This window comes from Proteiniclasticum aestuarii (assembly GCF_017368455.1).
GTDB classification, from domain to species: Bacteria; Bacillota; Clostridia; order Clostridiales; family Clostridiaceae; genus Proteiniclasticum; species Proteiniclasticum aestuarii.
Genome location: NZ_JAFNJU010000009.1, coordinates 98,797 through 120,601 on the forward strand (window position 1 = coordinate 98,797; position 21,805 = coordinate 120,601).

18 protein-coding genes are annotated in these 21,805 nt (G+C 44.9%); 14 read left to right on the forward strand and 4 right to left on the reverse strand.

The window, feature by feature from the left end:
• Window positions 1–104 precede the first annotated feature (104 nt).
• From J3A84_RS11960 to J3A84_RS11970, 3 genes are all read left to right on the forward strand, one after another.
• On the forward strand, window positions 105–1,499 hold the full coding sequence (locus J3A84_RS11960; protein ID WP_207600267.1) for a C40 family peptidase: 1,395 nt from the start codon (window positions 105–107) through the stop codon (window positions 1,497–1,499).
• Between the two features lie 150 nt (window positions 1,500–1,649).
• Window positions 1,650–2,777, forward strand: coding sequence for a YcjF family protein (locus J3A84_RS11965; protein WP_242694198.1), 1,128 nt, complete (start codon window positions 1,650–1,652; stop codon window positions 2,775–2,777).
• Between the two features lie 118 nt (window positions 2,778–2,895).
• On the forward strand, window positions 2,896–3,057 hold the full coding sequence (locus tag J3A84_RS11970; RefSeq protein ID WP_207600268.1) for a hypothetical protein: 162 nt from the start codon (window positions 2,896–2,898) through the stop codon (window positions 3,055–3,057).
• 65 nt (window positions 3,058–3,122) lie between these two features.
• Here J3A84_RS11970 and J3A84_RS11975 read toward each other — a convergent pair whose 3' ends face one another.
• Together J3A84_RS11975 and J3A84_RS11980 are read right to left on the reverse strand one after the other, a co-directional pair.
• Complete coding sequence (locus J3A84_RS11975; protein WP_242694200.1) at window positions 3,123–3,626, reverse strand: deoxycytidylate deaminase; 504 nt, start codon at window positions 3,624–3,626, stop codon at window positions 3,123–3,125.
• 2 nt (window positions 3,627–3,628) lie between these two features.
• The gene (locus J3A84_RS11980) at window positions 3,629–4,078 is read right to left on the reverse strand and encodes a GNAT family N-acetyltransferase (protein ID WP_207600270.1); all 450 of its coding nucleotides are present in this window, start codon (window positions 4,076–4,078) and stop codon (window positions 3,629–3,631) included.
• 129 nt (window positions 4,079–4,207) lie between these two features.
• Between J3A84_RS11980 and J3A84_RS11985 the strand changes: the two genes are divergently transcribed.
• Window positions 4,208–5,662, forward strand: a complete 1,455-nt coding sequence (locus J3A84_RS11985; protein WP_207600271.1) for a phosphate--AMP phosphotransferase — start codon at window positions 4,208–4,210, stop codon at window positions 5,660–5,662.
• Between the two features lie 327 nt (window positions 5,663–5,989).
• The gene (locus J3A84_RS11990; protein WP_207600272.1) at window positions 5,990–7,339 is read left to right on the forward strand and encodes a sodium-dependent transporter; all 1,350 of its coding nucleotides are present in this window, start codon (window positions 5,990–5,992) and stop codon (window positions 7,337–7,339) included.
• A gap of 125 nt (window positions 7,340–7,464) precedes the next feature.
• On the opposite strand, the gene J3A84_RS11995 is transcribed toward J3A84_RS11990, so the two are convergent.
• Window positions 7,465–8,955 carry a Ppx/GppA family phosphatase gene (locus J3A84_RS11995; protein ID WP_207600273.1) on the reverse strand — a complete coding sequence of 497 codons (1,491 nt, stop codon included), beginning with the start codon at window positions 8,953–8,955 and terminating at the stop codon, window positions 7,465–7,467.
• A gap of 188 nt (window positions 8,956–9,143) precedes the next feature.
• Between J3A84_RS11995 and ppk1 the strand changes: the two genes are divergently transcribed.
• Together ppk1 and J3A84_RS12005 are read left to right on the forward strand one after the other, a co-directional pair.
• The gene (ppk1, locus tag J3A84_RS12000) at window positions 9,144–11,291 is read left to right on the forward strand and encodes a polyphosphate kinase 1 (RefSeq protein ID WP_425350759.1); all 2,148 of its coding nucleotides are present in this window, start codon (window positions 9,144–9,146) and stop codon (window positions 11,289–11,291) included.
• 17 nt (window positions 11,292–11,308) lie between these two features.
• Entirely contained in the window at window positions 11,309–11,968 is a 660-nt protein-coding gene (locus J3A84_RS12005; protein WP_207600275.1) for a hypothetical protein, read from the forward strand.
• A 71-nt stretch (window positions 11,969–12,039) separates the two neighbouring features.
• On the opposite strand, the gene J3A84_RS12010 is transcribed toward J3A84_RS12005, so the two are convergent.
• Window positions 12,040–12,774 (reverse strand): glycerophosphodiester phosphodiesterase, encoded by a 735-nt coding sequence (locus J3A84_RS12010; protein WP_207600276.1) that lies wholly within the window; start codon window positions 12,772–12,774, stop codon window positions 12,040–12,042.
• A 166-nt stretch (window positions 12,775–12,940) separates the two neighbouring features.
• Here J3A84_RS12010 and J3A84_RS12015 point away from each other — a divergent pair, with 166 nt between their 5' ends.
• From J3A84_RS12015 to J3A84_RS12045, 7 genes are all read left to right on the forward strand, one after another.
• Window positions 12,941–14,032 carry a metallophosphoesterase family protein gene (locus J3A84_RS12015; RefSeq protein WP_207600277.1) on the forward strand — a complete coding sequence of 364 codons (1,092 nt, stop codon included), beginning with the start codon at window positions 12,941–12,943 and terminating at the stop codon, window positions 14,030–14,032.
• 1 nt (window position 14,033) lies between these two features.
• Window positions 14,034–16,529, forward strand: a complete 2,496-nt coding sequence (locus tag J3A84_RS12020; RefSeq protein WP_207600278.1) for an ATP-binding protein — start codon at window positions 14,034–14,036, stop codon at window positions 16,527–16,529.
• 133 nt (window positions 16,530–16,662) lie between these two features.
• Complete coding sequence (locus tag J3A84_RS12025; protein WP_207600279.1) at window positions 16,663–17,082, forward strand: CBS domain-containing protein; 420 nt, start codon at window positions 16,663–16,665, stop codon at window positions 17,080–17,082.
• 136 nt (window positions 17,083–17,218) lie between these two features.
• Window positions 17,219–18,364 (forward strand): 30S ribosomal protein S1, encoded by a 1,146-nt coding sequence (gene rpsA, locus J3A84_RS12030; RefSeq protein WP_207600280.1) that lies wholly within the window; start codon window positions 17,219–17,221, stop codon window positions 18,362–18,364.
• A 2-nt stretch (window positions 18,365–18,366) separates the two neighbouring features.
• Window positions 18,367–19,809: an aminoacyl-histidine dipeptidase gene (locus tag J3A84_RS12035; RefSeq protein ID WP_207600281.1), complete on the forward strand. Its 1,443-nt coding sequence runs from the start codon at window positions 18,367–18,369 to the stop codon at window positions 19,807–19,809.
• Between the two features lie 26 nt (window positions 19,810–19,835).
• Window positions 19,836–20,654 carry a sulfurtransferase gene (locus J3A84_RS12040; protein WP_207600282.1) on the forward strand — a complete coding sequence of 273 codons (819 nt, stop codon included), beginning with the start codon at window positions 19,836–19,838 and terminating at the stop codon, window positions 20,652–20,654.
• Entirely contained in the window at window positions 20,654–21,565 is a 912-nt protein-coding gene (locus J3A84_RS12045; RefSeq protein ID WP_207600283.1) for an FUSC family protein, read from the forward strand. Before J3A84_RS12040 ends, J3A84_RS12045 begins: the two co-directional genes overlap by 1 nt.
• Window positions 21,566–21,805 lie beyond the last annotated feature (240 nt).

Sequence of the window (21,805 nt, forward strand, 5' to 3'; positions counted from 1 at the left end):
ATAGTGAAACCCTTTATACCTTCTTCACAAGTTGAACCTATAATTCAATCTGTAATAACTTTGTAATAAATGTAACGATATATTTGAATCCTTTGGAGGTCGAAATGAAGAGTATCAGAAAAAAGATGATTGCGGCAGTCCTTGCAACATCCTTACTTTACGGTGCAGGGATACCTGTCACAGCAACTCCACTGACGGAACAGCAGCAGATGGAACTGGATACAGTGAAAAGCGAATATGAATCAATCCTGAGAAAACTGGCTGAAATTGAATCAGAAATCGCTGGTATTGCAGATGAAATCACAGATATTTCAATCAAGATCGAGGATAACAATGAAAACATAGAACGGCTGGATGGAGAAATCAAGGTCAAAAATGCTGAAATCAATGAAACTCAGGTGAAACTCACCGAGAAGGAAACCGAGTACGGCGAAAGACTGAGAGCCATGTACAAACAGGGAAACACCAGCATCATAGATACCATCCTCAATTCAGAAAGTATTGCAGACTTCATTTCTCGTGCGGATGCAATCGTCAAACTGGCGAAGATCGACCGAGAACTGTTGGATGAAATTCAGGAAATCAAAGATCTCCTTGATCAGCAGAAAGCAGAACTGAGTGCATCAAGAGATGCAGTCGCTGCCTTGAAGGAAGAGAATCTGAAGAGTCTGGAAGAAGAAAAAGTCAAGAAAGCCGAAGCCGAAGTGCTTCTTGAAGAATTCGAGGAAGAAGAGAAGAAGATCCTAGGCAATCTGGCCATGGCTGAAATGTATTTCATCGGAGACAATGATGCCATCATCAATGATTCCAGCAGTAGTGATGCAGCTATACAAGGAGCCATTGCAAGTCTGAGAGCAGTACGTGAAAACATCGTTACAGACAGTACTGATGCGAAAGTGGTGGATCTCATTGAAAAAGGAAAATCCATACTGAGGCAAAGAGAAGCAGCAAGAGAAGCGGCAAGGATAGCGGCTGAGAGAGCAGAGGCTGAGAGAATCGCAGCAGCACAGAGAGCAGAAGAGGAACGTGCCGCCCAGGAATCACAGAACAGCGCAGGTTCATCAGGTTCAAATGAAACGACATCAACACCAGCTCCAGCACCTGCACCAAAACCGACACCAGCACCTGCTCCATCCGTAAGCAGTGCATCTGGACAAGCGGTACTGGATTATGCATACAGATTCTTAGGAACTCCTTATGTCTGGGGCGGAACAACACCTTCCGGCTTTGACTGTTCTGGATTCACCCAATATGTCTACAGGCATTTCGGCGTGAACCTTCCAAGAGTATCCCGTGCACAGGGAACCTACGGTACTAAAGTATCCTATTCAAACCTGCAGGCGGGGGATCTGGTATTCTTCGGCTCAGGCGGAATTTCTCATGTAGGAATCTACATCGGTGGTGGTAACATGATCCACTCCCCAAGACCTGGAAAATCTGTAGAAATCTCCACCATGAGATACCATAACTTCATCACAGCAAGAAGAGTTCTGAACTAAGCGTTCATAGAAACAGAATATGTGATCCGAACCTGACTACTCAGGTTCGGATCTTTTAATTCAGCTGAAAATTAACGTCATATTAATCTATTTCTGGTATCTTGATTATAGAGTAATTGGAGTTTAAAGGACTCCGAGGAGGAAACATTATTGGATGTAATAAATGTTGTTAAAGACATCGTGCAGATGACTGAAGAAGAAGTCAGAAAAATGAATCCCATCAATATCATGCTGGTGGGAAAGACGGGAGTAGGGAAGAGCACGCTTATTAATCATATATTCAGGGAAAATCTCGCAGCAACAGGAATCGGAAAACCTGTAACGAAGCATCTGGAAAAAATCACAAAAGAAGGTGTGCCGATCACACTCTATGACACAAAAGGGCTTGAACTCAATCCTTCTGTTCAGACTCAGGTAAGAAAAGAGGTCTTTGATGAAATCAGAAGACTGAATCAGTTTGGAGAGGAGAAGGACAAGATCCATATGGTATGGTACTGTCTAAGCACCGGCAGCAGTAGACTGGAATCCTTTGAAGAAGGATTCATCAGAGAGCTGTCCGGCGTATTGCCTGTGGTTGTTGTGCTCACGCAGAGTCTCCAGGAGGATACCGTCCGGGAGCTGTCCGAATATATCGGGTCATTGAGACTGAACATCAAAGGAATGGTTTCTGTCATCGCCAAACCCTATGCGATCAGTGGACACCATATTCCTGCCTTCGGACTGGAAGAACTGGTGAGCGTGACCTTCACACTGCTTCCCGAGAGTGCAGAACAGGCTTTTATCAATGCCCAGAAAGTGGATGTGATGAAAAAGGCGGAATACGCTAAAAAATGGGCCAAGGGATTCATCACGGAAACTTTCATGGTGGGCTTTACACCGGTCCCATTTGCGGATGCTCCGATTCTGGCATCCAGTCAGATTGCCATGATTGCGAAAATCACAAGCATATTCGGTGTCTCCATGAACAAAGGGATGATCACGTCCATCGTATCCTCAGCTGCTGGGGTATCCGGCGCTGTCTTCACAGGTAGAACGCTGGTTTCGAATCTTCTGAAGCTGGTTCCCGGAGCTGGCACCCTGGTGGGCGGAATCATTTCCGGTAGCACTGCGGCTCTCATCACCACAGCACTTGCCTATGCCTACATCAATGTCATGATCAAAGTGGCTACTTCGGAATATCAGAACAAGCAGCTGGAGAACAGTGAAGTAATGGAAATGATGAAAAAGGAACTGCGTCATCAGATGGATGTGGTGAAAAAGGAAAAGAAGGACCACTAGATTCAGGGATCCGATGCATCGTTGAATCTAGGTCTGAAAATAAAACTGGTATTTTCAGATGTTTTTCTATATACTGATAAAGTTATGGAAATCAAAGGAAGAAAGATCGAGGTATGAAATGGCATTAACACCAGAAAATATAAGTAAAATGAAAGAGCTCATTGAAGCTAAGAAAAACAGTGGAAATAAAAACACGACCAAGCAGAGGCCTGAAAAAGTTCAGGGCGAAGCGAGAAGAAGCATCAAGAACAAAAAGACAGGCGGAGTTTTCGACAAATAAAAGAAATCCCCAGACGGATGCAGCTAAAGAGGCTGCGGAAGATCTGGGGATTTTCTTATTTCCGGTCAGAGGATCAGCTGATTGTCTTTATCTTCTATGGTCAGCTTCACCGTATCTATATGATTCATGTTTAATAATTCCAGCGCATAGTCATCCACTCGATAATCATCCATATAATAGACTTTCGTGATTCCAGACTGAATGAGCGCCTTGGTGCAGTTGAGGCAAGGAAAATGCGTCACATAGATTTTGGAATTCTTCAGAGAGATTCCTTCTCTGGCACAGTAGGCGATGCAGTTGATTTCGGCATGAAGGGTTGCAATGCAGTGTCCATCTCTCATCACATGGCCCATATCGTCGCACTGAGGCGTTTTGCTGCCTACACTGCCGTTATAGCCTGTGGCGATGATCCGGTTGTCCTGGTTGACGATAACGGCTCCCACGTAGGCCCGGTCACAGGATGAACGCTCCGCAAGCACTCTTGCGATACTCATGAAGTATTCATTCCAGGGCTGTCGGATTCTTTTCGGTTTATTGCTTTTCACAATCTCGTAACTCTTTTCACTCAAGTTCATTCACCTCTTCCATATTCCATTTCCACATGGGGAATATCATCTTCCAGATAAGATTCTCTGCTGGTTCTCTTAAAGCCATGTCTTGCGTAGAATTCCTGTGCATAGCTCTGAGAAGAAAGCATGATGTGCGTTTCTCCAAGTTCTTCAGCACATCGTATGGACTCCTTCATGAGAATATCTCCGTAGCCTTTCCCTCTGTATTTCGGACTGGTGATGACACGTCCGATGGAAGCGGCCGGGTATTTGATTCCACTTCTGAATACTCTTGCATAGGCAGCGATATCGTCGCCCTCTACTATCTGAACATGGTAAGCTTTGTCGTCATTTCCATCCAGATCCTGATAGAGACAGGTCTGTTCCAGAATGAACACTTCCACACGAAGCTGAATAATATCATAGAGCTCCTTCACGCTCAGCGCATCAAATGGTTTCACAACAACTTTCATACAGTACCTCCGTAATCCGATTCTGTCATCTTTTTTATTAATATATCATGTTTCATCTGGATTCAAAATGAAAATGTGAAAAAAGTCAGATTATGGTAAAATAAAAGTATAATTATGAGGAGGTGCAGTATGGAAGAGAACCTGAAGAAAAAATATGAGAAAGAGAAAGACAAACTCTCCACGAGACTGGGCTATCTGCAGAGAGTGCTGAAAGACTATAAAGTTCCTGTGATAATTGTCTTCGAAGGTGTACATGCCGCTGGTAAGGGGAGACTGTCCAATGAACTGCTTATCGCGCTGGATCCTCGATACACAAAATTCTACGCCACCCACTCGCCTACGGAAAGTGAACTGAGAAGACCCTTTCTCTGGCAGTACTTCAAGAACACACCCAGCAGTACCGCGGTGACTATTTTCTATAGAAGCTGGTACTCCCTGTATATCGCCATGAAGAACGGAACAGTGAAAAATGAGCGTTATAACGGAAACAAGGTTCTTCTGGAGGAAATCACAAGGTTTGAAAAAACCATGGTGGATAACGGAACAGAACTGATTAAATTCTATATCGAAATCGACAAGGATCTTCAGAAAGAACACATCATGAGAATGTATGACAATCCACGAACCATGTGGAAGGCCCAGGAATACGATCGTGACAACGATGAAGAGTACAAAAAGGAAATGGAAGAGATTCTGGAAGAGGATGAAAAATCCTGGATCAGAGTGGAGTATGAAAACAGGTACAAATCTGTCATCGAAGTGCTGGAAATCGTCGTGGATAAACTGGAAAAGCGCGTGAAGGAAGAAAAGAAGAAAGCAGAAGCTGACAAACCGGATAATGATGGCTTCTTCAACGGCAAATTTCCGAATATCCTGAAGAAGTATGAGGGAAAAGAGGATATAGACAAGGAAGAATACAAAGACCGCCTCATCAGGCTGCAGAAAGAGATGCGTGATGTGCAGTACACCCTTTACGAAAAAAAGATTCCCCTGATTCTCGTCTATGAAGGGTGGGATGCTGCAGGAAAAGGTGGAAATATCAAGAGAGTCGTGCAGCAGCTGGACCCCACCGGCTACGAAATCAACACCACTGCTGCGCCATCTGATGTTGAGATCAAGCATCACTATCTCTGGCGGTTCTGGAACACTGTGCCCAAAACAGGACACATCAGCATCTATGATCGCTCCTGGTATGGAAGGGTGATGGTGGAAAGGGTGGAAGGCTTTGCTTCCAACGAGGATGTGAAGAGAGCTTATGATGAAATCAACGATTTCGAGAAATCTCTTGCAAATTTCGGTGCCATCGTCATCAAATTCTTCATCCATATATCAAAGGAAGAGCAGCTGGAACGATTTGAAGCCAGGCAGGAAGACGAAGACAAGGTCTGGAAGATCACAGAAGAAGACTGGCGAAATCGCGAGAAATGGGATCTCTATCAGGAAGCCATCAACGATATGCTGGATAAGACTTCCACGGAAAATGCCCCCTGGTACGTCATTAATGGCAACAGTAAGAAGTTCGCCAGGATCAAGGCTATGGAAACCATTCTCGATACCTGCTACAAAGCATTCCTTGATAAGTAGTTAACAAACAATCCGTTAATAGAAAGGGTTGTTTCTCATCAAAAAGATAAAATAATGAAGTTATTCTATAAAAAAGACATTTGGAAACCTTTTCAGGTGTCTTTTTTTCATAACGATTTCTCAGATTCACTAATAAATCCGTATGACATTTTAAGAATATTTATGAATATGAGAAATGTAATTGTGAATTTATGATTTCAGTTGATATTGATTTCATAATACGATTATAATAAAACATGTAATTTTCAGGGGTGTCAGAAACTTAGCGGATTGTCTAAATATAATCTAAAAGTTAACGATCTCTGAAGAAAAAAAGGGGGATTATTTATGGAACAAAACAGAGGTACTTGGTCGTCAAGATTCGGCTTCCTCATGGCTGCGGTAGGTTCTGCCGTGGGACTGGGAAATTTATGGAAATTTCCTTACCTTGCTGGTGAAAACGGTGGAGGAGCATTCGTACTCGTTTATATCGTACTTATTGTTTTATTAGGTTTTACACTGATGCTTGCAGAAATGACCATCGGTAGACATGCGAATTCCGATGCCTACGGATCCTACAACAAGATCAAGAAGGGCTGGGGATTCATTGGAGGATTCGGCGTACTGGCAGGATTTCTTATTCTTTCCTACTACTCCGTAGTAGGTGGATGGGTACTGAAATACATTGTCGCTTCCTTCACTGGAATCGGAGCAGACAAATCAGGGTATTTCTCCAACTTCATCTCATCACCTGTTGAACCAATCATCTATCACCTGATCTTCATGGGACTTACAGCCGTTATTGTAATCCGAGGAATTTCCGGTGGTATCGAAAAAGCAGCAAAACTGCTTATGCCTGCATTGTTCGCACTCCTCGTCGTCACAGTGCTGAGATCTGTTACCCTGGATGGCGCGATGGAAGGAATCCGGTATTTCATCACACCTGATTTCTCTGAAATCACACTGAAAGTGGTCATTGCTGCACTGGGTCAGGTTTTCTTCTCACTGAGTCTGGGTATGGGTATCATGGTTACCTATGGTAGCTACCTGAGCAAAGACGAAGATCTGGAAAAGGATGCATTCCTTATTCCTTCACTGGACTCTCTTGTGGCGATCCTTGCAGGATTCGCTCTTCTGCCCGCAGTATTCGCATTCGGTTTCGAACCTGGTGAAGGCCCTGGGCTGATGTTCATCACACTGCCTGCAGTATTTGAGGAAATGCCTCTGGGCATGCTCTTCGGTGCTCTGTTCTTCCTTCTGGTATTCTTTGCAGCGCTGTCATCCTCCATCTCCCTGATGGAAGTTACCGTTGCCTTCGGTATTGACCAGTTCAAATGGAGCAGAAAGGCTTCCACCATCTTCTTCACAACACTGATGTTCATCATCGGAATCGGTGCATCCTTATCCATGGGTGCCTGGAGCGATTTCCTGATTCCCTGGATTGATGGAAATTCCTACGGAATATTCGACTTCCTTGATGTATTCACATCCTATTATCTGCTGCCAGCTGGTGGTCTGCTTGGAGCAATCTTCATCGGATTCATCTGGGGCGTACCCAATGCTGTCAAGGAAATCAAGATGGGCAGTGCATTCAGAACAGAAAAACTATGGACCGTTCTGATCAAGTTTGTAGTACCTGTTCTCGTGTTCATCATCCTTCTGTCCACTACAGGACTTCTGGATAAGATCATCGGATAAAAGAAAAGGCCTACTGTATATTCTAAAATACAGAAAGATATACCTCACAGAAAAGACTCCGGCTATCATGGATGCCGGAGTCTTTCATATAAAAAAATGGCTAATCAGCCATCTTTTTCAACCTGTTACACAAATCTTACATCCAGATTCATCTTGTAGAGATATCTGAACCGGGACAGGTAATTCTTCAGTTCGTCTTTTTTGAAAATCGGATCAAGTTTCGTGTGCACTTCCATGATCATGGCAGTTTCCGTGAGTTCGATCTTCCGGATGGTGGTCTCATCGGAAACGCCGTGATTCAGCGCTTCTGCGATCTTGATGAGAATTCCGAGCATCTCGATGACCTTGATGTCTCTTGCGGAAAGAATCTTCTTGTTGAAGAACTCCTTCAGCAGATCGTTTGCCGAGAAAATTGAAGCGGAGGATGCCGCCATGAGAATCTGCTTCTGACTCAAGCCGTTGATGGGCGCATTGAGAATGCTGTAGAAGGTGTTTCTGTCTCTCTGGAAATAGTTGATGCTGGTTCCGATATCGAAAAGGTAGGTCGCCGTTTTCAGCACCTTCCCGTTTCCCAATAGCTGCGGATACTTTCTGCAGAGAGATGAATACATGACGCGGACCAGTTTGAACAGGTCCTTTCCTTCATAACCCTTGTACATATGGTTTTCGATGATGTTATCCAGAGAAAACTCTAGTACATCATGAACTCTTTTGTTTCTGCCCAGAAGGTGTTCAAAGAGAAGTCCGTCCCGTATGCCCGCATTGGACACGAAGAGTTTTCTGGAGTTCTGATATTTCATGAGAATGTTCAACGTGGCCAGTGATCCGATGAAGATGTCTTCGCGGTCCCGGCTCAGTCCGTAGATTCGTTTGACGTTTCCGTCCAGATACTCCCGGACCAGGTCATAGACAGATTCCACATCCTTCTGCTCCATGCTGTAGTTGTGGGAAATGAACATGGCATTGTCTTTTCTGAAACGATCGATTTTGCCTAGAGTTCGGATGGAACCTCCAATACCTACGATGGGAATTCCTCTTGCATCTTTAAGCCATGAAATGTTTCTGAAGGTCTGTTTCAGATAGTTATGCAGGTTGTGCTCATTTTTTCTGTTTCTTTTCAGATTGAATTTTTCAGTGAGAACAATGCTGCCGAAGGGAATGGATATGGATTCCTGCAGGATCTTGTCCCGAATCAGGGCGATTTCAGTGCTGCTGCCGCCGATGTCCACCATCAGGCAGTTCTCCAGATCAATGGTGTTGACGGTGGCGTAGTAATCGTAGAATGCTTCTTCTTCACCGGATAGAATCCGGATATCATTCCCAAGGGCTACCTTCGCCTGAGTCAGAAAATCTTCCTTGTTCTTGGCCTTTCGGATGGCTTCTGTGGCCACCGCAATCACATCGGTGACATCCTTAGAGTCCATATATTCTTTGAAGTACTGGAGCACTTTGATGCCGAAGTCGATTCTTCCTTTATTCAGATGTCCGTCGATCATATCCTGTCCAAGCCTTGCTGACTGCCTGACCTGTCCGACTACTATGTAGTTTTTGCCGTGTACTTCATAAATGACAAGTCTCATGGAGTTTGAGCCGATGTCTATGATTCCTACTCTCATTGCTACTCCTTTCTTTGTTTGGACTAAGATTTATTTATTCTATTATAGCAACTAAAGGGCATTGTTTCACAGAAAACCGAATAAATACTGCCTGAAAGCAGGAAAGATGCAGGAAACAGCTGATTTGTAACAATTAAGTCTCAATTATTATATAATTTTGAATTAATAATAAGTTATAATAGACACATATAACAGAAGAAACTGAAGAAAGGATTGCAACTATGGATCAATATCAGTCTGAACCAAAGGATTTCATAAACAGAGAATTAAGCTTTCTTGAATTCAATCATCGAGTGCTGGAAGAGGCCAGAGACAGCAACAATCCTTTACTGGAAAGGTTGAAGTTTGCAGCCATCGTCATTTCCAATCTTGATGAATTCTATATGATCCGGTATGGAACCTTATCCGATCAGATCCATGCGAAGATCTACAAAAGGGATTCGTCCGGACTGACTCCGAAAGAGCAGACCCAAGCCATCAACAAAAGAACCGGTGTGCTTCTGAAAGATCTTTATGAACTGATCAATGGAGACATCAGGAAAGAGCTGAAAAAGCTCGGCATTGAGTTTGTGAATCACAAGGATCTGGATGAGGATCAGAAGGAGTTCATCAATAAGCTCTACACAGACAGCATCTATCCGGTGCTGACACCCATGGTGGTGGACTCCACCAGACCTTTCCCACTGATCACGTCAGAAACCCTAAATATCGCGGTTCTTCTGGAGGACAAGAAGTCTCTGGAGAATCATCATATCGGAACCATTCAGGTCCCAAACGTCCTGGACCGGTTCTACTATCTGCCAGGTTCAACAGAGGAAAGCAGAAAATACATCATGCTTGAGGAGATTCTGAAGCTGAAAATAACGGATCTGTTCAACGCTTTCGATATTCTGGGCTACTCCTGCTATCGAATCAGCAGAAACGCGGACCTGGAATATAACGAGGAGGAAGCAGATGATCTTCTCGAAGTCATCAAGGAGACCATCAAACTGCGTAAATGGGGAAATGTGATCAAACTGGAAGTGGAAGACAATGTTTCCGAAGAGCTGCTGGAATATCTCATGGATGAATTTGAAATCACTGCAAACAATGTATTCAAGATCAGAGGTCCACTGGATCTCAGATTTCTGCATAAGGTCAGTTCGCTCCCGGCAGATGATGCTCTGAGATTCAAGGAGATCATTCCATTGCCGGTACCGGAGCTTCTCATTCATGAAGATCTGTTCCAGTCCATCGCGCACAAGGATGTGCTTCTTCATCATCCCTATGACAGTTTTTCCACCATCATAAAGCTGATCAAACAGGCATCCGTGGACCCTGATGTTCTGGCCATCAAGCAGACGCTCTACAGAGTGTCCGGAAATTCACCCATAGTAAAGGCCCTGGCGGAAGCAGCAGAAAACGGAAAACAGGTCACTGTTCTAGTAGAACTCAAAGCCCGCTTCGATGAGGAGAACAACATCAACTGGGCCCTGCGGCTTGAAAAGGCGGGATGCCATGTCATCTATGGTGTAACGGGCCTGAAGACCCACTGCAAGGCACTGCTCATCATTCGAAGGGAAAACAACGAAATCAAACGATATTTCCATGTGGGTACAGGAAACTACAATGACATCACAGCCAAGCTTTACACGGATGTTTCCCTGGTCAGCTGCAACGGAGAACTGGCCAAAGATATTTCCGATATCTTCAACCGCCTGTCCGGGCACTACAGATATGATAAAATGAGACAGGCTACCCTTGCACCGGAGGATATGCGTGACAAGTTCACAGAGCTCATCGAGAACGAACGGAAACTGGCAAAAGACGGAAAAAAAGCGCTGATCATCGCCAAGATGAATTCACTGGTGGACAAGGACATCATAGAAAAGCTCTATGCCGCTTCAAGAGACGGGGTGGAAATCGAACTGATCATCCGCGGAATCTGCTGCTTGAGACCCGGCGTCAAAGGAATCAGTGAAAACATCACCGTCCGTTCCATCGTCGGAAGATTCCTGGAGCATTCCAGAATCTTCTACTTCCACAACAACGGGGAAGAGGACATGTACATCGGCAGTGCGGACTGGATGGAACGAAATCTCAATAAACGCATAGAACTTCTCATTCCCATCCACAACAGCGAGGCGAAGCACAAACTGAAAACCATCCTGGAGTATAATCTCAAGGACAATATGAAAGCGAGAGTTCTCCAGTCTGACGGCACCTACAAGCACATCCAGACCAAAGACGACCCGTTCAACTGTCAGGAGGAGCTGATCCTGAGAACACAGAAGAAATTCAATAAATATAAAAAGAGGCTGGCCAAACTGCAGCAGGAAGGCCATTATTCAACTTAAGAATTGGGGGTAACAACATGAAAATCAAACTGAACACGAAGCATCCAAAACATGACGAACTGGTGGAGAGACTATCTCAGGAACTACCTGAACTCATCATCCGCTCCAAGGAAAGAAAGTGGGGGGATGTGAAACCATCCTTTAAGTTCAAGAAGAAACTGTATGAATTCGACAGCATTGAAGAGTTCATGAAACAGGCCAAGAAAATACTGAAGATGACGGATGGAGATTTTGCGAAAAAGACCATACGCGTGGTGAACGACACCGATCCCAATGAAATGGGTGAAATCCGAAAAGTGGAAGAGCTTGTTCTTGAAATTCCAGTGGAAAAGTACAACCTTCAGGATCTGAACATCAAACTGCGTCTGGGCTCTCACCAGGAGAAGAGCAGCACCTACGAAAGTGATGCACAGACACTTCATTACGAGGTGGAGGAAGATGTGGTGGATGAAGATGCTCTGGTAGAAGAGAGGGAAGAGCCTGAAATTTCCATGACCTCCATGAACAACGACATCGTTCTCGAAATCCCTTCAGAAAAATACAGCCTGAACGATCTGAATCTGAACATCAAGTTCACCCAGTACGGGGAAGCCAGTTCGACTTATGAGGTGAAAAAAGAGGAAAAGAAGTCTGAACCTGTGGATTCCACCAGGGAACCCGGCCCAGATAACGCATAGGACTGATCGGTTACCGGAACCGGATAACCGAAAAAGAGATCAGAATTCATTTTCTGATCTCTTTTTGCTAGCTATTTTTCCTGTATGGCTTCCATCACATTATGAAGGAGTTTCGGATCATTGGTGATGATGCCAGAGACTCCTTTGGCGATGAGATTTCGCATTCGTATGGGGTGGTCCACTGTCCATGGCTGGATGCCCACGCCGGCTCTTTTCATTTCTCTCATGACCCATGGCTGAAGAAACAGATGTCTGGGATGAATATAGGATGCGCCGAGGGACCTGGCGATGCTTCCTCCTTTATGCAGCCAGTAATCTGTAAGAAGGGCGGTTTCAATGTCTGGACAGATCCTGTGGCATTTGGCGATGCTCTTCTGGGAGAAGGAGCACAAAATCACCTTTTCAGTCAGGCCAAAGTGACGAATCATCTCAATGGCCTTTTCTTCCAGGTCCGGATAGCTGAAGACGTTGTTCTTCAGCTCAATGACTGAAGTGATTTTCTGATGTCGAATGAAGCTGAAATACTCTTCCAGCGTGGGAATGCCACTCCCGTCATATTGACCTTTATACCGCACACCTGCGTCCATACTTCGCAGCTGTTCCACCGTAAAGTCTCTGATGAGCCCTTTGACCTGGGTGGTACGCAGCAGTTCATCATCATGAAAAATCACGATATGGCCATCTCTGGACTGGTGCACATCCAGCTCTATGGCATCACAGCCTGATTCTATGGCTTTTCTGAATGCCAGCATGGTATTTTCGGGGTAGATCTTACTGTAGCCTCTATGGGCGATGTTCCTGATCATAACGGCTCCTTGACTGCAGATGTTGTTCTTATGCTAACATTATAGCAGATTCCAGTAGGAGAATGTGCTCAAAACCACGGACAATCCGCCTGAGAAGGGTGTTCAGCAGCATTGTAATATGCTACAATCTATAAAAAAGAACTTAAGTTCTGAGGGAGGATCAAATATGAAATCTGTTCGTATCGTACAAAGTGGAGATTTCCACCTGGACTCTCCGTTGGCCCTTCATCATGAGTCCTTCCGCAGACAGAGAAGAGAGGAACTGTTGCAGTCTTTTTCACGAATCGTTGATTTTTCCATAAGGACCGACGCGAAACTGCTGCTGCTTACCGGGGACCTCTTTGATTCGGCAAGGGTCACCTCTAAGACTCTGGAGTTTCTTGCAAAGGAAATGAAGCGATTTCCTGGAAGAATCTTCATTTCCCCGGGAAACCATGACCCGATTTCTCCAGAAAGCCCCTATAATATCTATACCTTTCCTGAAAACACCCATATCTTCAGAGAATATGAAGAAGTCCATCTGAAAGAGCTGGATTGTCTCGTCTGCGGACAGGGGTTTACAGGTGCGTATCAGCACGAAAATATGCTGCAAGGTAGAAAACCGGAGCATCCTGCTGCCATCAGAATACTTGTGCTGCATGGTGAAGTCACTTCCGGAACCAGTGAATACAATCCAGTTTCAGAAGAAAGCATCGAAGAAAGCGGCTTCAGTTATATCGCCCTTGGTCACAGACATGAATACAGCGGTATCCGCCAGGCAGGCGGAACGTCCTATGCTTATGCAGGAATCCCCGAAGGGAGAGGATTTGATGAGCTGGGAGACAAAGGGGTCATCCACGGAGAGGTCTTTGAGCAGGGAACAGGTCTTTCCTTCCATAAGACCAGCATCAGAAACTACTGCGCAGTGGATGTTTCCATCACCGGTCATTTCACCACCGAGGAAATCACAGAAAGAATCCTGAAAGCGCTGCCGGACAAAAACACACTCTATAAGATTGAACTGACAGGAACGGTTCCGTCCTATCTGCATCTGGACCTGCTAAGCATAGAAACACTCCTACGCAGACATCTGGTTTATTTCACCCTGACAGACAAAACAACGGTCCATGAAACCATAGAGCAGATCAGCGAGAATACACTGAAAGGACTGTTTCTCAAAACCATCATGGAGCGCAGAGAAGTTTCTTCTGCCGATCTGAACTTACTGGAAGAAGCCTCCAACATGGGGCTTCGGATTCTGTCGCAGGAGGATTTTTAGCATGCTGATAAAACGCGTCTCCATCGAACAGTTCGGAAAACTGAAGAAACAGACCTTTGAATTTCAGGATGGAATCAATGTGATTCAGGGAGATAATGAAGCGGGAAAAAGCACGCTGCAGACCTATATCCTATCCATGTTCTACGGTGCGAGAACCAGCAGAAAGTTCAATCTGGACATTCGCAGAAAATATGTTCCGTATCATGAGAACCATAGCTTCGGAACCATGGAGATTACGCTGGAAAATCAGAATCTCCTGGTAGAGCGAAAAATTTCAGGCAAGAGAAAAGAGGACCTGTTCCGGATCTACGACAGGGATACCTTCGAGCAGGCTCCCTATTCCGAAAATCTTGGAAAGGATCTTCTGGATGTGGAACTGGAGGAATTCATCAAAACGCTGTATATCAGTCAGAACGGCACGAAGTTTCTCAATGAGAAAGATGAAGGCTTATCCACCAAGCTGACGAATCTCCTGGAATCCGGAGACGAAGAGGTTTCCTTCACCAAAGCCATGATCACCCTTGATAAGGAGATGAAACTGATCAAAGGTGGCCGCAAAAATGGAAAACTGGACAGGATCTATCAGGAGCTGTCAAAGCTTCACCTCAACCTGGAACAGTCAAAGTCCATGCAGAAAAGGATATCTGAGATGCACAGTGTTCTGACGGAGCTGGAAGAGGAAGAGGCGGAGATTCAAAAGAAGAAAGAGGAAATCCGCATTCTGAAGGACAGGATACATCTCTATGAAGTGAAAAACGAATTTCTTAGGATCCGCAGAAATCTCCAGGAGCTGAAAGCCATAAAAAAGCAGAAGAGCACCAGCTTCTCTCTTCCGGAGGATGAAGAACTGAAAGAGATCAGAGAGAAGGAAAGAAAACTCAGAGATCTCACAGAAGATCTGATGCTCCTTGAGGATGAACTGAAAGGCCTGAAAAGAAGGAAGATTGAAGTCGATTTGCGTCTGGAGCCCTTCAGCGGCTACGAAGAGATCGGACGGGAGGCCATCCTTACGATGGTGCGCCTTCAGGGTGAGGAGCTGCTCCTTGAAGAAAAGCTGAAGTATTTCAGAACGGATTCCACTTTAAACAGGAACCTTCTGGAAAGAAGGGAAGAATTAAGCAGCCTCCTGAAACACTATGAAAAGCACCTGAACGGACTGAAATCCAGAAAACCTTTCCTGATGATCGCCTCTTTTGCCATATTGCTTACTGCTTTTGTGGTGCAGGCCCTCACTGATAACCACTGGGCTGCAGCAGGAATCGGCGGAGGTTCTCTCATGTTCTTTCTCCTTCGCGGATTTCTGGAGAAAAAACGCATCGCGTATCATCTGCGTCAAGTGGACAGCATAGAAGATGCCATCCGAAGCATGAGCGCAGAGCTCCAGATGAATCCCGATGAAGTGATCCGTTCCAAGAGAATCATCGATAAGATGCCGCGAGACAAAGAGAGGCTGCAGTTGGTCAGAAGACAGGAAGAAGTGGAGCTGTATAAGAACAGAGTCTTTCAGCTGACCAATGCAAAAACCGTTGAGGATCTTCTAAAAGGAGAAGAAGAATACAGGCATCTTCTGGATGAGGAAAAGGAAATCGGAAAAGAGATCCTGAAAACGGAAAAAGAGATTCTGACCAGAAGTGAACGGAAGGAGAATCTTTTTGCTGCATATAAAGCGCACATTACAGAAATCGGATTCAGAGAAGAGGAACATGATCCATACAGTTTTCCTGATCTTCTGGATCTGGAGATCATGAGACTTCAGGACCTGAGCAATAAAGAATCCGGCCTCAATTATGCACTGAAAGGCCTCATAGGGGACAGAGAGGAGCAGGAAGTCGAGCAGGAGCTTGATGCCATGGAATCGCTGGGTATTACAGAGGATCTGGACCTTAAGGTTCTGGAAGCCAGGGAGCGTGATCTCTCGGATAGACTTGAAAAAATCCAGGAGAAAAGCAGCGAGCTTCGTCTGGTAATGAAAGAGATGAACTTCATGGAACCCCTTCAGATCGAGGATGCCATCCTGAGTCTTCAGGAAGAGGAGAAGATGCTGAAAAGAAGGTATGAGGTACTGGAGCTCACCAGAAGTCTGATGAAAGATTCCTATGAAAAACTCCGTAAGGAGTTCACAGGCAAATTGAATGAGAAGGTGACGGCCATCTACAGGGAAATCACAGGTAAAGAGAGAACTGTGAAAGTGAGTGAGATGTTCTCTATGAATTATCAGGAATCCGGGATGCTCTGGGAGGACACCTTTCTTTCCCATGGGTCCATGGAGCAGCTGTATCTCTCCTTACGAATCGCCATGGCGGACCTCATCTACGCGGGAAGAAAAGTCCCGCTGATTCTTGATGAGGCATTTTCCAGCTATGATGAGGAAAGGCTTCATAAAACACTTCATTATCTCATGAAGTGCACAGACCGTTTTCAGATCTTCATCTTCACCTGCCATAAAAGAGAGGTGGAAATGCTCAAGGAAAATGCCCATATTCACATAATTCAATGAGAATATCCGTTGATGTTTATAAGACGGGCAGAGCTTATGAACGATTTCTGAAATTCCTTCTGAATACGGTTTCATAATCCGGTTCTATGTTATAATGAGAGTGTAAAAGAAATACGAAAGAGGTACAGTGCATATGAATATTGCTTTTTTTCTAACCCCAAAGTCAGAACTGATTTACGAAATGGTAGACTCTACCATGCGGCAGGTTCTGGAGAGGATGGAACATCATGGCTATTCTGCAATTCCACTCATTGACAATGATGGAAAGTATGTTGGAACTCTTACTGAAGGGGATCTGCTCTGGAAAATCAAGAATACTCCAGGTCTGTCCTTTAGAAACACCAATAAAGTGAAGGTCAAGGATATCGAGAGAAGAAAGAAACATGAAGTGGTCACCATCAGTGCAGACATCAACAACATCATCGTATTGGCCCGTACACAGAATTTCGTTCCGGTGGTGGACGATGAAGGTGTGTTTATCGGTATCATCAAGAGAAGTGATATCATAGACTATTGTTATAACCTAATTACAGACGAAAAGAAGATCGGTTAATAACATATTACTGAGAAAAAGCTGAAGAAACTTCAGCTTTTTTATGTTACTATGTTGATATAACTATGCCATAAAAGGCGCAAGAAAGGGGTAAAGGCTACTATAAAGCCTAGTGAAGAATATGGATGAAAAAAACATGAATGATATTTCCATGGAAGAGGCAATGGAAGGATTCGCTCTGAATAAAGTGAAGGATGGAGATATCCTGGAGGGCACAATCCTCAAAGTGAACAAGGATGAGGTCATAGTAAACATCGACTATTATGCGGACGGAGTGATTCCAAGAGATGAGCTTACCAAGGACCATCATGAAGACATCACACAGACCAGCAGCATCGGCGATAAAATCAAAGTGATTGTGCTGAAAGCAGATGATGGTGAAGGAAATGTCCTGCTGTCAAAGATCAAAGCCGATGCCATCGTGGCAAAGGAAGAACTTGAAAAAGCCCTGGAAGAGAAAGAGGCTGTGGAAGTGAAGGTCCTTGAAGTGGTGAAAGGCGGTCTGAGAGTATTCTTCAAGGGTCTATCAGGGTTCATGCCTGCGTCCCTGGTATCCAACACTTACGTGGAGGATCTGAGCAAATTCACCGGAGAAACACTGAAGGCCTACGTGGAAGAATATGACGAAGAGCAGAGCAGGCTGATCTTCTCCAGAAGAGCCTATCTTGCTGAAAAAGATGCGGAAGAGAAAGCAAGGCTTCTTGCTACACTCAAGGAAGGACAGTCTGTAGAAGGAACGGTGTCGAACATCACTTCCTATGGTGCATTCATTGACCTGGGCGGACTCATCGGTCTTGCTCACATTTCCGACCTTTCCTACGGCAGAATCAACCATCCAAGTGAAGTACTCAGCGTTGGGGATAAAGTGACTGTCCATGTGCTGAAAATCGATCAGAAGAAGGAGAAGATTTCTCTTTCCCTGAAGAACAAGGGCCAGGATCCATGGAACAGAGTACATGAAATGAAGATCGGACATGTGTATGAAGCCAGCGTGAAGAAAATCATCGATGCAGGGGCCATCGTGCAGCTGGAAAACGGCATCGACGGACTGGTTCACATCAGCGAGATCAGCTATGACCATGTTACAGATGTCAATGAAGTACTGAAGGAAGGTCAGAAGGTCAACGTCAAGCTACTGAATATCGATGACGAGCGTAAGCGCGTCAGCTTCTCCATCAGAGATGCAAAAGAGGAAGACCAGAGTTTCTATGAAGAAGAAGATTCTGTGACCCTTGGTGACGTGTTTCAGAACTTAATGGATAAGTTTAAGGAGGAGAACTAAGAATGAGCATATTAAGCCAGTATGAACCTAAGAAGGTGCTGCACTACTTCGAAGAACTGACAAAGATTCCCAGAGGCTCAGGAAATGAAAAAGCGGTATCGGATTATCTGAAGAAGTTTGCAGAGGACAGAAATCTTGACGTCATTCAGGATGAAGTCATGAACATCATCATCAAAAAGCCCGGAACCTCAGGATATGAAGACAGCAAGCCAGTGATCATCCAGGGACATATGGACATGGTGGATGAAAAGAACAACGACACCGTTCATGATTTTTCCAGAGATCCGCTCAAACTGAGAATCGTGGAGGATCATCTCTATGCCACAGGCACCACCCTCGGTGCGGATAACGGAATCGCAGTTGCCTATGCACTGGCGATTCTTGACAGTGACGACATTCCACATCCTCCTCTTGAAGTGCTCATCACCGTGGAAGAAGAGACCGGCATGATCGGGGCAGCTTCAGTGGACGGCAAGCACTTTGAAGGAAAAATGCTCATCAATATCGATTCCGAAGAAGAAGGCACATTCCTTGTGAGCTGTGCAGGAGGGGCCAGGCAGACAGTGAAGCTTCCACTGCACTACACAAAAGCAGAGGGTGTTTCCTATAAGCTCAGCATCACAGGTCTGAAAGGCGGCCACTCAGGCATGGATATCATAAAAGAACGCGGCAATTCCAATGTGCTTCTGGGACGTGCATTATTCATGCTGCGCGAGAAATACGATTTTCTTGTCACGAGCCTTCATGGCGGTTCCAAGAACAATGCCATTCCAAGAGAGGCTGAAGCGATTCTTGTATTCAGTGGTAACGTGGAAGGGCTTCTGGATGAAGTTGCTAGAATCGAAACAACACTGGGTATTGAAATTGAAACCCAGGATGATGACTTCAACATCACCTTCAGCAAAACAGATACCCCTGAACAGTGCTATGACAAAGTGACAACGGAGAAAGCCATCGGGCTTCTCTTCACACTGCCAAACGGTGTGATCAGCATGAGTCAGGATATTCATGGTCTGGTGGAGACATCCCTGAATCTGGGCGTCCTCCATGAGAAAGAACAGAAGCTGTATTTTGATTTCGCAGTGAGAAGCAGCGTCGGTTCCAGGAAAGAGATGGTCCTAGACAAAGTGAAGACCATCGGAGAGATCTTCGGTGCACAGACTGAAATCACTTCCTCCTATCCGGAGTGGAGATACGCAAAGGACTCCAATCTCAGAGATGCCTTCATCAGCGTATATGAAAAGAAATATGGTGTACTGCCAAAGATCGAAGCCATTCATGCGGGACTTGAGTGCGGAATTCTCTCAGGCAGAATCGACGGTCTGGATATGATCAGCCTCGGACCCAACCTGTTTGATGTCCATACACCCGATGAGCATATGGATCTGAAATCTGTAAAGAATGTCTATGAGTTCCTGCTGGATGTGCTGAAACATCTGAAATAAACACTGTAATGAACATGAGGTGGACCATGAAGAATTTTAAAGACAGAGATTTTCTATTGACCCAGGAGGATCTGGTTCTCATTGACGTGCGCTTTGATATGACCAATCCGAAGTATGGGAGAGAAGCCTACGAGAAGGCCCATGCCAGAGGTGCCGGGTATCTGGATCTTGACAAGGATCTGGCAGGTCCGGTGAAAGCACACGGTGGAAGGCACCCTCTACCTGATGAAAAAGAGTTTCAGGAGAAGCTGCGTGCGCTGGGCCTGAATAACGACTCCAGAGTGCTCATCTATGATGATGGAGACAATTCTTCTGCCGGAAGACTCTGGTGGATGCTGAAATACTACGGACTTGAAGACGTCTTCGTTCTTCAAGGCGGATTCAGCGCTCTTGAAAAAGAGGATCTGACAGACAGAAAGGAAAGTTTCCCCAGAGGGGATATTCAACTGAAACCCGATGCGTCCATGACGGCCTCCTACGAAGAGGTGCTTTCCTATTCCAGGCAGGATCAACCTAAAGACAAGGTCCTGGTGGATTCAAGGAGCAGTGAACGCTACAAGGGGATTTTGGAGCCCATCGATATCAAAAAAGGGCATATCCAAAACGCGAAGAATGTATTCTTCAGGAGTCATTTCGATGATCAGAATAAGATCGACAAAGATGCGCTGCAGAAGAACTTTGAAGACATCGCAGCCTATGATGATGTGATCTTCCATTGCGGCTCTGGTGTAACCGCCTGCACAAACATCATGGCTTTTGAGGAACTGGGAAAAAAATCCAGATTATATATAGGTAGCTTCAGTGACTTTGTCAGTTATGAGGAAAATACCGTAGAAGGGGAATAATGATGAAGAACCGGCTTATCGGAATGAGAACCATTAAGACAGCTTTAGTCGTGATTATTTCATATATCGTCTCTTCTCTCATCAATGAAGAGCTTTCCTTTGCGCTGATCTATGCAGCGGTCATATGTGTTGAGACTTCTGTTGTATCCAGTGTGAAAATCGGATACAACAGAGTTCTTGGGACGGTTATAGGCGGCGTCATCGGACTGATCATGAATTATGTTCCGCTATACGGCGGCATCACCATGGCCATAGGCATCATCATCACGATCATGTTCACGAACCTGCTCAACATCAAGAAGGCGACCGGGATCGCCATCACACTTGTAGTCATCATCATCATCGGTTCCTCTGACACTTCTCCGGCCATCTATGCCATGCAGAGAACACTGGATACGATCATAGGAATTGTCATTGCGACCCTGGTGAATATGATGATATATCCTCCGGATCAGATGAGAATGGTCCGGGAGAGCTTTGAGCATTACAAGCATACGGCCAAGGAAATCGTTTCGGAAGTCCTTCTCTATGATATAGACAACGGACTGGCGACCCTGACGAAGGAGCTGGATGATTTCAGGGAAAAGTATGATTCTCTCAGCAAGGAGCTGAAGATTCTCAAGAAGTATGACATGGAAGACTATGAATACTACACACAGATGATTGAAGCTTCGGAAAAAGTGCTGATCTATACAGAAGCCATTTCCCTGAGCGACCCGGATGTCAAAATGACCGCAGACAACAATCAGAAGCTTACAAAGATTCTGGCACAAGATATGAAACAGACGGAATTTGTGGATCTTGATTCCTCCACAAGAGAAGACATGATCTTCAACTACAATCTGGCAAAACTCATTTCCGCACTGGAAAAGATTCTGCGCGTCAGAGTCGTAAGAACAGACCAGAATTAGATGCTGCATGAAAAGATCTCTCTAGATGGGAGATCTTTTTCTTTTTTGTTGAAGAGTCTTGAAGTTTCACTTTGCTATCTCGTATAATTGTCATGAAGTTTGGAATAATGATAGTGGAAAATCTTATTTCACTTCAGAAGCAGGAGATTATAAAGATAAACTTAAAATGACTTTAAATCGACTTATCCACCTTGTACAAAAATTTCTATGATGGTAAACTAATAAGTAGGAATTTTTTAG